We start from the raw sequence: 12,571 nt of genomic DNA, 5'->3' as shown, positions 1-12,571 counted from the left end.
TGCTATAATAGATGCAAATAATACAGCTGATTTGCAGCGCGAGGAGGGGTTCCATGAAACTGACATTTATCGGCGCGGATCATGAAGTGACTGGCAGTTGCCATTATCTCAATGCGGCTGGAAAAAACATCCTGATCGATTATGGTATGGAACAGGGCGGAAACGTCTATGAGAATGCGGATCTTCCAATCCCGTTCTCCGATGTGGATTACATCTTTATCACCCACGCCCATATCGACCACACGGGCCTTTTGCCGTTGATCTACGCGAAGGGCTTCAAGGGTCAGATCTTTGCGACCCAGGCGACCTGTGATCTCTGCAACATTATGTTAAAGGACAGTGCCCACATCCAGGAGATGGAGGCAGAGTGGAAGAACAGAAAGGCGAGACGTGCCGGAAATCCGGAAGTTCAGGCACTCTACACGGTCAATGATGCTGAGGGCGTCTTAAAGCACTTTGTCCCGTGCCACTACGGCGATATCCTGACGATCTGTGAAGGGATCGAGGTACGCTTTACTGATGTCGGCCATCTGCTCGGCTCCGCGTCCATCGAGATCTGGATCGACGAGGACGGCGTAAAGAAAAAGATCGTGTTCTCCGGCGATATCGGAAACAAGAATAAGCCGCTGATCAAGGATCCGCAGTATACGGATGAGGCGGATTATGTGGTGATGGAGTGCACTTACGGCGACCGCTCCCATGACAGGACCCACGAGCACATCGAAGAGTTCGCGAAGATCATCCAGAGAACACTGGATCGTCACGGAAACGTTGTGATCCCGGCGTTTGCGGTCGGCAGAACGCAGGAGATCCTCTATTTTATCCGTAAGATCAAGGAAGGGGGACTTGTCACCGGACATGACGGCTTCCCGGTCTATGTCGACAGTCCGCTCGCCGTCGAGGCGACTCATGTGTTCAATAAGAACATTTCCGAGTGCTTTGATGAGGAGGCGATGGATCTCGTGAACCGCGGGATCAACCCGATCGCGTTCCCGGGACTGAATCTTTCCGTCAGCACCGATGATTCCCGGGCGATCAACTTTGATTCCGAGCCGAAAGTCATCATCTCCGCAGCGGGCATGTGTGATGCCGGACGAATCCGCCATCACTTAAAACATAACCTCTGGAGACCGGAGTGTACGATCGTGTTTGCAGGCTACCAGGCGGTCGGCACCCTGGGGCGGAGCCTGATCGACGGCGCTGAGGTCGTGAAGCTCTTCGGCGAGACGATCGATGTCGAGGCGGAGATCGTTCGTCTGGACGGACTTTCCGGTCATGCCGACAGGGAAGGACTTCTCGCCTGGATCAACGCGTTCAAGAAAAAACCGGACCGTGTGTTCATGGTACACGGTGATGACCTTGTATGTACAAAGTTTGCAAACCTTCTGAGGACGGATTACGATCTTGTGGCGGACGCCCCGTTCTCGGGATCGGAGTTCGATCTGGCAGCGGGTGTATGGCTCAAACAGACCGTCGGCGTTCCGATCCAGAAGGAGACTGCAAGACAGAAGGAGAACAAGTCGATCTTCGCTCTTCTCGTGGCTGCAGGAGAACGTCTGGTGCGGATCATTCAGAAGAACCGCGACTGTGCAAATAAGGATATCAAGAAGTTTACGGCGGAGGTCAATGCACTCTGCGAAAAATGGGATCTCTAACAGCAGCTTAAGACTGCGCGAGCCCGGAATATCATGAAATAAGACATCCTGAGAGGAAACAATACGACATGAAAGTGACACTTTATACGGACGGAGCGGCCCGCGGAAACCCGGACGGGCCGGGCGGATACGGAGCAGTGCTCCAGTTTATCGATAAAAACGGGGTTCTCCACGAGAAGGAGCTGTCCGCGGGATATGTGCGGACCACCAATAACCGGATGGAGCTGATGGCCGCGATCGCGGGACTTGAGGCGTTAAACAGGTCTTGTGAGGTGGACCTCTATTCGGATTCGAAATATCTGGTGGATGCCTTCAACCAGAAATGGATCGATGGCTGGGTGAGAAACAACTGGGTCCGCCCGAAGACAGGACCGGTGAAGAACTCGGACCTCTGGAAACGGCTGCTTGCCGCGATGAACCCGCATAAAGTGACGTTCCACTGGGTCAAAGGCCACGACGGACATCCCGGAAACGAGCGCTGTGACCGGCTGGCCACCGGCGCCGCGGACGGAGGGAATCTGCTGGTGGATGAAGGAGTAGGAAACTAGGACTGTCAAATGCCCGAGTATTCCAGCATGAAAGTCCGCTGGTCTGCACGGTCGCTTGATGACACTTTTTACAAAAGTCTTACAATCTATTACTAATTTGCGTTTTTTGTTCACAAAGATCTTCCGATATGGTATCTTTTTAGTAGAATGACAGCAGCTGTAAAAGGGGCTGTAACTGTGAGAGTACCGAACAGTTACAAGAGACTGAAAAGAGCGGGAGAGAGCATATATGGGCAGACGCAGAATATGGTTGATCATTATCGGGATCCTGATAGCCGGGGTATCCATCACGTGGGCAGTGGAACGGTTTGTTTCCTCACGGGGAGTGGATACCGCGGCTGTCGTTGGTTTTGAGGCGGATGCCCTGCCGCAGGGGCCTGTGGACGCGGGAAATCCCTATGCGGTAGAAAACAGGATGAAGGCGGCGGGAACGCCGGATCCACAGACTCCGGAAGATGCGGAAGTCAGTGCCCTTGCAATGGCAGAGAATGAGATGGCAGTGGAGGAGAGCGAAAAAGGGGCAGCGGCGGAGAACGCAGCAAAAGATCTGCAGGCTTCTGAGGAGACCGTGAAATCCCCGCTGGAAACAGGCAGTGCCGTTTCGGAGGCACAGAAGAACGAGAAATCTGCGGCGGAATATACGCTCTCAGACTTTAAAGAACGTCTTGAGACGGCGCGGACCGAGGCAGAAAAATACCAGGATGATCCGTCGATGAGCCAGACTTCCCGGTATGCTGCGGCGGAGTATGTGCGGAATCTCTGGGACCGGGAGCTGAATATAATCTACGCAGAGATCCACAAAGCGATGGACGAGAATGCGGCGGAATCGCTCCGGCACGAGGAGGTGGAGTGGATCAAAAAGAGGGATCTTGCGGCAGATAAGGCCAGCGCAAAAAGATCCGGCACACCTGCCCAGAGCGTCGAGTATGTCCGGACATCGGCTAATATGACAATGGACCGGTGCTATGAACTCTTAAAGAGCTATGGGGACTATCTGGAACCTGGGGAAGATCCGGGGGAAAAGTAAAAAACATCTTGCCAACCGAACAAGAAACGATTATAGTATAAGTTATGAGAATCTGCGCCAAAGACCGGACCACCGGCTTTACGGGCAGATCCCGAAAAAATAATATTATAGAAACTGTACAAATGTGTCATTTTAAACACAGGCGTCTGAATTTTGGACAGCCGGAAAAGGAGGCGTTTTTATGTCCGCATTTTTCGCATCATTTGTTTCAACAGCCGTCAAAGCTGTGATTCTGGCCGCAGTTGCCCTGGCGGGAATCGTTCTGGGTAAGAAATTCAGAGATAAAAAAAGTACACAACAGTAACCAGGAGGCAGTACCATGCAGAAATATGGTGTAAACGAACTGAGGAGAATGTTCCTTAAATTCTTCGAGAGCAAGGGACATCTTGCGATGAAGAGTTTCTCCCTCGTTCCGCACAACGATAACAGCTTACTTTTGATCAACTCCGGTATGGCACCGTTAAAGCCGTACTTCACAGGACAGGAGATCCCGCCGAGACGCAGAGTCACCACATGTCAGAAATGTATCCGTACCGGCGATATCGAGAATATCGGTAAGACAGCCCGCCACGGCACATTCTTTGAGATGCTGGGCAACTTCTCCTTCGGCGATTACTTCAAGACAGAAGCGATCCACTGGGCATGGGAGTTCCTGACAGAGTGCGTGGGAATCCCGGCTGACCGTCTCTACCCGTCTGTTTATCTTGATGACGATGAGGCATTCCGTATCTGGAATGAGGAGATCGGTATCCCGAAAGAGCGGATCTATCGTTTCGGCAAGGAAGACAACTTCTGGGAACATGGCGCAGGTCCGTGCGGTCCGTGCTCTGAGATCTACTATGACCGCGGAGAGAAGTATGGAACAGGTCCGGAGGACGTTATGGGCGGCGAAGGAGACCGTTTCATGGAAGTATGGAATGTTGTATTCTCCCAGTTCAACAATGACGGACACGGAAATTACACCGATCTGATCCAGAAGAACATCGATACTGGTATGGGACTTGAGAGACTGGCTGTTGTCTGCCAGGATGTTGCATCCCTTTTCGACGTAGATACAAACCGCGCTCTGATGGACGAGGTGGGCACTCTGGCTCACTGCAGATACGAGGAGGACGACAAGAAAGACGTTTCCCTCCGTATCATCGCTGACCACGTAAAGAGCTGCACATTTATGGCATCTGACGGGATCATGCCGTCCAACGAGGGCAGAGGCTATGTATTCCGCAGACTTTTAAGAAGAGCTGCACGTCACGGACGTATCCTCGGGATCGAAGGAAACTTCATGACAAAGCTCGCCCAGGTTGTGATCGACCTCTCCAAGGACGGTTATCCGGAACTGGAAGAGAAGAAAGATATGATCCTCCGCGTCATCGACCAGGAGGAGGAGCGCTTCGCAAACACGATCGACAAAGGACTTGAGATCCTTGCTGACCTTGAAAAAGACATGGAAGCAAAGGGAACAAAAGTCCTTGCAGGTGAGGATGCGTTCAAACTTTACGATACTTACGGATTCCCGATCGATCTGACAAAGGAGATCCTTGACGATAAGGGACTCACTGTCGATGAGGAAGGTTTCCACAAGGCAATGCAGGTTCAGAGAGAGACTGCGAGAAGCGCCAGAAAGACTACAAACTACATGGGACGCGACGATATCTACCAGAAACTCGACGCATCCTTAACATCCGCTTTTGTCGGATATGATAAGCTCGAAGCTGAGTCCAGACTGACAGCTCTTGTAAGACTTGCTTCCGATGAAGAGGGCGAGGATGAGATCACAGACGCAGTGACAGACGGCGAGAAGGCATGTGTCATCACATCCGAGACTCCGTTCTACGGAACCATGGGTGGTCAGGTCGGCGACCGCGGCGTGATCGAGAGCGCAAACGGCAAGTTCGAGGTAGAAGATACGATCCACCTTCAGGGCGGAAAGATCGGACACATCGGACACATGGTAAGCGGTATGTTCCAGACAGGCGAGGCGGTAACTCTGAAGGTAGATGAGGAGAACCGTGCCCTGATCGGAAGAAACCACAGTGCGACCCACATCCTCCATAAGGCTCTGAGAACCGTTCTCGGAACTCATGTTGAGCAGGCTGGCTCCCTTGTGACAAGAGACAGACTTCGTTTCGACTTCACTCATTTCTCCGCGATGACTCCGGCTGAGATCAAGGAAGTAGAAGCGATCGTAAATAAAGAAATCCGTGCGGCACTTCCGGTGGTTACAGACGTTATGGGTCTGGAGGACGCGAAGAAGACAGGCGCGATGGCGCTCTTCGGCGAGAAGTACGGCGATAAGGTCCGTGTCGTAAGAATGGGAGACTTCTCCACAGAGCTCTGCGGCGGAACCCATGTAAAGAATACTTCTGAGATCAGCTGTTTCAAGATCCTCTCTGAGGCTGGCGTTGCAGCAGGTGTGAGACGTATCGAGGCACTGACCTCCGACGGTCTGATCCATCATTATGAGAATGTGGAGCAGGAGCTTCATGCGGCAGCGGCTGCAGCAAAATCCACTCCGGCAGACTTACAGACAAAGATCGAGTCCATGATGGAGGAGATCAAGGCGCTTCACTCTGAGAATGAGAAGTTAAAGAGCAAACTTGCCAAAGAGGCAATGGGCGATGTTATGGATCAGGTTCAGGATGTGAAGGGCGTAAAAGTTCTCGCAGTCCGCGCAGACGGCGTTGATATGAATGGTCTGAGAAACTTGGGCGACCAGTTAAAGGAGAAGCTTGGCGAGGGCGTTGTTGTGATCGCATCTGTTCTCGACGGCAAGGTAAACTTGATGGCTGCTGTGACCGATGAGGCCCAGAAGAAGGGCGCTCATGCAGGAAACCTCATCAAGGCGATCGCAGGCCTTGTAGGCGGCGGCGGCGGTGGACGTCCGAACATGGCGCAGGCCGGCGGAAAGAAACCGGAGGGCGTTGCGGACGCACTCGCAAAGGTTGCAGAAGTCGTTTCTGAGCAGGTAAAATAGTTAAAATCGTAATATAATCAAAAAAATTTAAAAAAATGTATTTTTCCGGTAAAAACGGGTTGACGAATGTGTAATTTATGATATAATCATACCAGTGCTAAAAAATACCCAAACAGTTGTATTATGCACAATTACACAACTGGAGGGAGGTTAGGTGTGAGCTATGTCAAACGTAATCGTTAAAGATAACGAAAGCCTGGACAGCGCTTTACGCAGATTCAAAAGAAACTGCGCAAAGGCAGGTATTCAGCAGGAGATTCGTAAAAGAGAGCATTATGAGAAGCCGAGCGTAAGACGTAAAAAGAAGTCTGAAGCGGCAAGAAAGCGCAAGTACAACTAATAAGCGTACAGGGGCTGTTCCTTTGGGGACGGCTCCTTTTCTTTTTGCGCGAAATACAGGATTAGAAAAAGCTGTTGCGGGATAAAGACGGGCGTATTATACTAAAAAAAGAGCGGACAGGGCGGCTCCCGGAACCGGAGACGACAGGCCTGCGAAAATAAATGTCGTCTGTGAGCCAAAGATTCGGCCCACAGACAAGGTGACGTAAAATACATTGCATCAGAGGAAGGAAACAAACATGGAAAAGAAAATTGAAAGTCTGATCAGAGAACATAAGATCATCGCGATCTTAAGAGGAGTACCATCCGATAAGGTTGTCGATGTTGCGAAAGCATTATATGACGGCGGTGTCCGGCTTCTGGAGATCACATTCAACCAGAAATCCGAGACAAAGCTCATCGATACACCGAATGCGATCCGCGCGGTCCGTGAGGCGCTCGGCGACAAGATGGTGATCGGAGCGGGTACTGTGATGTCTGTGGAGGAAGTTCACGCTGCAAAAGAGGCTGGTGCGTCATTTACCCTTGCTCCGAACGTGGATGAGTCTGTGATCAGGGAGACAGTAGCCTGCGGGCTGGAGTCGATCCCGGGTGCGATGACTCCGTCGGAGATCGCCGATGCTTACCGTTACGGCGCATCTGTCGTAAAACTTTTCCCGGCCGGAAACCTTGGCCTTTCCTACTGCAAAGCTGTCATGGCGCCGATCAACCATATTCCGATGATCGCGGTTGGAGGTGTGGATGACAAGAACCTTCCGGATTTCTTAAAAGCAGGTTTCATCGGTCTTGGGATCGGCTCCAGCCTGACAAATAAGAAGATGATCGAAGAGGGCAGATATGACGAGCTGAAGGCCCTTGCCGAGACTTATGTGAAGGCAGCTGTAACTATTCAGTAGGTCTGCGCATTTACTGCGCTGACCGTAAGAAAACATCGGCTTGAAGGCAAAAATCCCATCGGCGAAGCCGATTTGGAATGGATTTTTGCGCGTAACTGTGAAGGTACTGAACAGTTACAGGCTGCTGAAAAATAAGAAACGGGGAGAACCAGTCAAAAATGAAAAATTATACGATCACGATCGATACAGGTACGACCAACACTCGCGTATTCCTGTTTAATGGAAAAAATGAGGTGGCGGCATCCGCGAAGTCTGAGATCGGTGTCCGCATCACCGCGATCGATGGAAATAATAACCGGTTAAAAACGGCGATCAGGGGCTGCCTTGAAGAAGTCCTGAAACAGGCGGGGATCACTTATGATGAGGTGAAGAAAGTCGTTGCTTCCGGAATGATCACCTCCAATGTGGGTCTTGTGGAGATCCCGCATGTGGTTGCTCCGGCATCTGCCGAAGACCTTGCAGAGGCTGCAAAGTGCGTGCTGATCGAGGACGTATGCCCGCTTCCGATCCTCTTTATCCCGGGGGTAAAGAACCGTGACGGAAAGCTGGATCTTGTGACTTTTGAGTCCATGGATATGATGCGCGGTGAGGAAGTGGAGACGGTTGCGGTCGTTGAGAGCCTTCCGAAAGGACAGGCGTACCTTCTCGTCCTTCCGGGTTCCCACACAAAGTTTGTCTCTGTGGACTGCGCCGGAAAGATCACGGGCTGCCTTACGACGATCAGCGGAGAGCTCCTCTCTGTGATCACAAACGACACCTTGATCGCGGATGCAGTGGGTCATTCCTTCGCCTCTGAGGAGACTTATGCGAAAGAGTATGTTCTCGCCGGATATGAGACTGCAAAAAAGACCGGGATCGGCCGCGCATGCTTTTCCGCGAGGATCTTAAATACGTTCGCAGAGCCGGATAAGACGAAGATCGCAAGCTATGTATTGGGCGCTGTTTTGCAGAACGATATGGAGGCAGTCAAGAACAGCGGCGCATTGAAATGCGACGCGGATACGACGGTTGTGATCTATGGAAAGAATCCGTTGAGAGAAGCACTCATGGATCTCTTCACAGAGGAACATTTCTTCCACCATGTGACGGAATTCGTCCCGGAGGATTCTGTTCCGACATCCGCAAAGGGAGCACTGCATATTGCGTCCCTGGCGGAAAAATTTATATAAAATTTAGAAAACTTAGACATAATTTACATCTGTTTTATCAATCTATCACACGAATTAACGCGTTCTAAGCGCCGGACAGGTTGACGGTGAGGGCCAGTTTTTCTTCCTTGGAATGTTCGTTGCCAACACGATTATGGTACTCCTTGGATTCTCCTGCATCCGCCTTTTCACAAAGGTATTGAGCGTTCCGAAGACGATCCTTACTCCGATCATCTTCATCCTCTGCGTAGTCGGAAGTTATGCGATGAGAAGCAACTTCTACGATGTAGGAACGATGCTGATCGCAGGTGTCATCGGCTGGCTCATGGGTAAAGTAAAGATCTCGACAAGCCCGGCGATCCTTGGCCTGATCCTTGGACCGATGGCGGAGAAGAACTTCCGTACCGCACTCTTAAAGTCCAGCGGCAATGTCGGCGTATTCTTTAATACCCCGATCTGCTGGTTCTTCCTGGCACTGATCGCATTTACTCTCATCGGTGCAGTGCGCAGCCAGATAAAGCTAAAGAAGAAAGCAGAATGACAGCTGAAAAAAATATTGCATAAAAATTGACCATGTTCTGCCCGGATCCGGAATTCATTTCCAGCGGGCAGAACATTTTTTTGTCTAAAACTTACAAAAATCATGAAAAACAAAGGAAAAACGAAACTATCTTTTGTAAATAGCGCCAGAAAGGCATTGACAATTTGTTCACAAACGGCTAAAATATCTTTTGTAAAAATTTCATAAAGAATCCTAAAAAATCGTTAAGAAAGTATTAGGAAAGAAAAGGAGTAGTTTTATGAGAAAAAGAGTAGTATCGCTCGCAATGGCAGCAGCTATGGCTCTCTCCCTGACAGCTTGCGGAAGCAGCTCCAGCAAAACAGAGACAACTGCAGCAGCGACAGAGGCAGCAAAAACAGAGACAACTGCAGCAGCTGAGGGGGCATCAACAGAGGCAGCAGCTTCTGGCGTTGACACATCCGCATGGAAGGATAAAACAGTTACATGTATCGTTCCTTACGATGCAGGCGGCGGTACCGATACAGTTATGCGTGCTTTAGCAGACGCAGCGAAGGGTTCCTTCAAAAACATCTCCGTAGAGAACCGTTCCGGCGGCGGCGGAGCAACCGGTATGCTCGCTGGCGCAAACGCTAAGGCTGATGGCACAACCGTTACCATGATCACAGTAGAGCTTGCAACTCTTGAGGCTATGGGAACAAACGCTGGTCTTACATATTCCATGTTCAAACCGATCATGATGGTAAACAGCGCATGCGCAGCTATCACAGTAAACGCGAAGGATGACCGTTTCAACACGATCGAAGACTTCATCAACTACGCAAAAGAGAACGAGGTTTCCATGGGTAACTCCGGTAACGGCGCTATCTGGCACCTTGCAGCAGCAGGTCTTGCAAAAGAGACAGGCGCTCAGTTCAAACACGTTGCTTACGATGGAGCAGCAGGTGCGATCACAGACCTTCTCGGCGAGCACATCGATGCAGTAGCAGTTTCCTACGCTGAGGTTGCTAACTACGTTGAGTCCGGCGATTTAAAGGTTCTTGCAGTTATGAACGACAAACGTCTTGATTCCATCCCGGACGTTCCGACATGCCAGGAAGCTGGTTACGATGTAGTTCTTGGTACATGGAGAGGTCTTGGCGTTCCGAAGGATACTCCGGACGAGGTTGTTGACCAGCTCTATGAGATCTTCTCTCAGGCAGCAGAGTCTGACGCATTCGTTGATTTCATGAACAAGTCCAACAACGTGATCGACGTTCTTGACGGCGCTACATTTGAGGAGCGTATCAAATCTGACCTTGAGACTTACACAGCTCTGGTTACAGATCTTGGTCTGAAAGTACAGTAATGTAAACTGACTTAACGGGGAGTGGGAAACCCACTCCCCGGTTTTGTCTGCGAGGGCTTTCCCCAGGGAGACCTCTGCGAGACAGTTGTTTTAGAATGGAGTTTCAATATGAGAAAAGGAAATATTATCGCAGGTCTGATCTGCGCAGCTTTAGCTGTTTATGTGATCGTTACCTGTCTTGGCTATCCGAGAGCAGAAGCTTACGGTACAGGCGTTCCGGGTCCGGGACTCTGGCCGGGCATCATCGCAGCACTTCTTCTGATCTGCTCCGTAGGCCTTATCGTCGTTACCCTGATGATGAAGAAAGACCAGTTCCCGGAGCTTCCGATGTGGACACCGGGTACAAAACGTGTATACATTTCCATGGCGATCCTGCTTGTATACATGCTGGTATTATCCACACTTGGATTTATCATTCCGTCCGTTATCATGTTATTCGGCTTTATCCAGTGGTTCCATAAGGGAGCGATCTGGAAAAATGCACTGATCTCCGTGATCGTGATCCTGGCAATCTACTTTGTTTTCAAGAGCTTCCTGAATGTGCCGATCGACTTCGGTATGTTCAGCATTTAAAGAAAGGGGTAGCAGAATGAGTTTCTTTTTAGAAGTATTTCAGAGCGCGTTCAGCCCCATGGTACTGTTCTACATGATCGCAGGCGTAGCAGCCGGAATCTGTATCGGAGCACTGCCGGGACTTACCGCAACTATGGGTGTAGCCCTTCTTCTGCCGCTTACATTCGGTATGGATGCCACAGCAGGTATCCTCATGTTACTTGGAATTTACGTGGGAGCAATCTACGGCGGATCTATTTCCGCGATCCTTTTACATACACCTGGTACACCGGCCTCCGCTGCAACCGCTATTGATGGATATCAGTTTTCCAAACGCGGTGAGGCAGGACGTGCCCTCGGTATCGCAACACTTTCCAGCTATGTCGGCGGTGTTGTCAGCGTTCTCTGCTTATGGCTCATCAGCCCGCAGCTCGCAAAACTTGCATTAAAGTTCAGCTCTGCTGAGTTCTTCTTACTTGCAGTATTCGGTCTCTGTATCATTGCCAACATCTCCGGTGAGAACATGGCAAAAGGCCTGATCTGCGGATTCTTAGGAATCTTAACAGCTACTGTCGGTATCGACAGCGTAACAAGCTACATCCGTTTCACGGACAACGCAAACCTTCTCTCCGGTATCCAGTACATCCCGGTCATGATCGGACTCTTCGCAATGAGCCAGGCGTTCGAGACGATCGAGGATATCTACAGCACGGATGAGATTGATGCGAGTGTAACGAGACTTCTTCCGACAAAGGACGATGTAAAGACGATCCTTCGTGTTGCTCCGGTAACAGGACTGATCGGAACCATGATCGGTATCATCCCTGGTGCAGGTGCTGATATCGGATCCTTCGTTGGATATAACACAGCCCGCGGAATGTCCAAACATCCGGAGTTATTCGGTAAAGGAAGCCCGGAGGCCGTTGCTGCTTCCGAGGGCGGAAACAACGGTGTTACCGGTGGTGCAATGATCCCGATGCTGACACTCGGTGTTCCTGGTGATGCCGTAGCAGCCATCATGATCGGTGCGTTGACGATCCAGGGTCTTACCCCGGGACCGATGCTCTTTAAGACAAACAAGGTTCTTGTATACACGATCTTCCTTGGAATGTTTGTGGCAAACACCATCATGGTACTCCTTGGATTCTCCTGCATCCGCCTTTTCACAAAGGTACTTAGCGTTCCGAAGACGATCCTTACACCGGTCATCTTCATCCTCTGCGTCGTAGGAAGCTATGCGATGAGAAGCAACTTCTACGATGTGGGAACGATGTTAATTGCAGGCGTGATCGGCTGGCTCATGGGTAAAGTAAAGATCCCGACAAGCCCGGCGATCCTCGGTCTGATCCTTGGACCGATGGCGGAGAAGAACTTCCGTACCGCACTCTTAAAGTCCAGCGGTAATCCGGTCGTATTCTTCAACACCCCGATCTGCTGGTTCTTCCTGGCGCTGATCGCATTCACACTTCTTGGTGCAGTGCGCGGACAGCTCAAGAAGAAAAACTAACGGAAAAACCGCATTTTACGGTTGAAAATGAACATTATAACCGCATCTGCTTTTCGG

General features: G+C 50.6%; 12 protein-coding genes. All 12 read left to right on the top strand.

Annotated features, from left to right (window positions below):
- Window positions 1-53 precede the first annotated feature (53 nt).
- Window positions 54-1,655, top strand: a complete 1,602-nt coding sequence (locus FN001_RS09570) for an MBL fold metallo-hydrolase RNA specificity domain-containing protein (RefSeq protein WP_142411657.1) — start codon at window positions 54-56, stop codon at window positions 1,653-1,655.
- Between the two features lie 68 nt (window positions 1,656-1,723).
- Entirely contained in the window at window positions 1,724-2,203 is a 480-nt protein-coding gene (gene rnhA / locus FN001_RS09565) for a ribonuclease HI (RefSeq protein WP_118297913.1), read from the top strand.
- A gap of 229 nt (window positions 2,204-2,432) precedes the next feature.
- Entirely contained in the window at window positions 2,433-3,230 is a 798-nt protein-coding gene (locus FN001_RS09560) for a lysozyme inhibitor LprI family protein (RefSeq protein WP_142411656.1), read from the top strand.
- Window positions 3,231-3,411: 181 nt separating this feature from the next.
- Window positions 3,412-3,534: a hypothetical protein gene (locus tag FN001_RS18615; RefSeq protein ID WP_275950589.1), complete on the top strand. Its 123-nt coding sequence runs from the start codon at window positions 3,412-3,414 to the stop codon at window positions 3,532-3,534.
- A gap of 15 nt (window positions 3,535-3,549) precedes the next feature.
- Window positions 3,550-6,204 (top strand): alanine--tRNA ligase, encoded by a 2,655-nt coding sequence (gene alaS / locus FN001_RS09555; RefSeq protein ID WP_142411655.1) that lies wholly within the window; start codon window positions 3,550-3,552, stop codon window positions 6,202-6,204.
- A 163-nt stretch (window positions 6,205-6,367) separates the two neighbouring features.
- Window positions 6,368-6,544 carry a 30S ribosomal protein S21 gene (gene rpsU, locus FN001_RS09550; protein ID WP_003504099.1) on the top strand — a complete coding sequence of 59 codons (177 nt, stop codon included), beginning with the start codon at window positions 6,368-6,370 and terminating at the stop codon, window positions 6,542-6,544.
- 238 nt (window positions 6,545-6,782) lie between these two features.
- Complete coding sequence (locus tag FN001_RS09545) at window positions 6,783-7,439, top strand: bifunctional 4-hydroxy-2-oxoglutarate aldolase/2-dehydro-3-deoxy-phosphogluconate aldolase (RefSeq protein ID WP_142411654.1); 657 nt, start codon at window positions 6,783-6,785, stop codon at window positions 7,437-7,439.
- Between the two features lie 158 nt (window positions 7,440-7,597).
- Window positions 7,598-8,608 carry a 2-dehydro-3-deoxygalactonokinase gene (locus FN001_RS09540; RefSeq protein WP_142411653.1) on the top strand — a complete coding sequence of 337 codons (1,011 nt, stop codon included), beginning with the start codon at window positions 7,598-7,600 and terminating at the stop codon, window positions 8,606-8,608.
- A gap of 112 nt (window positions 8,609-8,720) precedes the next feature.
- Entirely contained in the window at window positions 8,721-9,128 is a 408-nt protein-coding gene (locus FN001_RS09535) for a tripartite tricarboxylate transporter permease (protein WP_243121982.1), read from the top strand.
- 259 nt (window positions 9,129-9,387) lie between these two features.
- Window positions 9,388-10,455 carry a tripartite tricarboxylate transporter substrate binding protein gene (locus FN001_RS09530; protein ID WP_142411652.1) on the top strand — a complete coding sequence of 356 codons (1,068 nt, stop codon included), beginning with the start codon at window positions 9,388-9,390 and terminating at the stop codon, window positions 10,453-10,455.
- A 108-nt stretch (window positions 10,456-10,563) separates the two neighbouring features.
- Window positions 10,564-11,028: a tripartite tricarboxylate transporter TctB family protein gene (locus FN001_RS09525; RefSeq protein WP_142411651.1), complete on the top strand. Its 465-nt coding sequence runs from the start codon at window positions 10,564-10,566 to the stop codon at window positions 11,026-11,028.
- Window positions 11,029-11,044: 16 nt separating this feature from the next.
- Complete coding sequence (locus FN001_RS09520; RefSeq protein ID WP_142411650.1) at window positions 11,045-12,514, top strand: tripartite tricarboxylate transporter permease; 1,470 nt, start codon at window positions 11,045-11,047, stop codon at window positions 12,512-12,514.
- Window positions 12,515-12,571 lie beyond the last annotated feature (57 nt).

The sequence above is a fragment of the Clostridium sp. Marseille-P7770 genome (assembly GCF_902143525.1).
Classification (GTDB): Bacteria; Bacillota; Clostridia; order Lachnospirales; family Lachnospiraceae; genus Pilosibacter.
Note: the sequence above shows the minus strand (reverse complement) of the source record. Positions and strands in the feature narration are given on the sequence as shown.

Bases quoted from the DNA above. Each gene is read 5' to 3' on its own strand.
- FN001_RS09535 (WP_243121982.1), top strand. From the start codon at position 8,721: ATGTTCGTTGCCAACACGATTATGGTACTCCTTGGATTCTCCTGCATC.
- FN001_RS09525 (WP_142411651.1), top strand. From the start codon at position 10,564: ATGAGAAAAGGAAATATTATCGCAGGTCTGATCTGCGCAGCTTTAGCT.
- FN001_RS09540 (WP_142411653.1), top strand. From the start codon at position 7,598: ATGAAAAATTATACGATCACGATCGATACAGGTACGACCAACACTCGC.
- FN001_RS18615 (WP_275950589.1), top strand. From the start codon at position 3,412: ATGTCCGCATTTTTCGCATCATTTGTTTCAACAGCCGTCAAAGCTGTG.
- rpsU (WP_003504099.1), top strand. From the start codon at position 6,368: ATGTCAAACGTAATCGTTAAAGATAACGAAAGCCTGGACAGCGCTTTA.
- FN001_RS09530 (WP_142411652.1), top strand. From the start codon at position 9,388: ATGAGAAAAAGAGTAGTATCGCTCGCAATGGCAGCAGCTATGGCTCTC.
- FN001_RS09560 (WP_142411656.1), top strand. From the start codon at position 2,433: ATGGGCAGACGCAGAATATGGTTGATCATTATCGGGATCCTGATAGCC.
- alaS (WP_142411655.1), top strand. From the start codon at position 3,550: ATGCAGAAATATGGTGTAAACGAACTGAGGAGAATGTTCCTTAAATTC.
- FN001_RS09570 (WP_142411657.1), top strand. From the start codon at position 54: ATGAAACTGACATTTATCGGCGCGGATCATGAAGTGACTGGCAGTTGC.
- FN001_RS09520 (WP_142411650.1), top strand. From the start codon at position 11,045: ATGAGTTTCTTTTTAGAAGTATTTCAGAGCGCGTTCAGCCCCATGGTA.
- FN001_RS09545 (WP_142411654.1), top strand. From the start codon at position 6,783: ATGGAAAAGAAAATTGAAAGTCTGATCAGAGAACATAAGATCATCGCG.
- rnhA (WP_118297913.1), top strand. From the start codon at position 1,724: ATGAAAGTGACACTTTATACGGACGGAGCGGCCCGCGGAAACCCGGAC.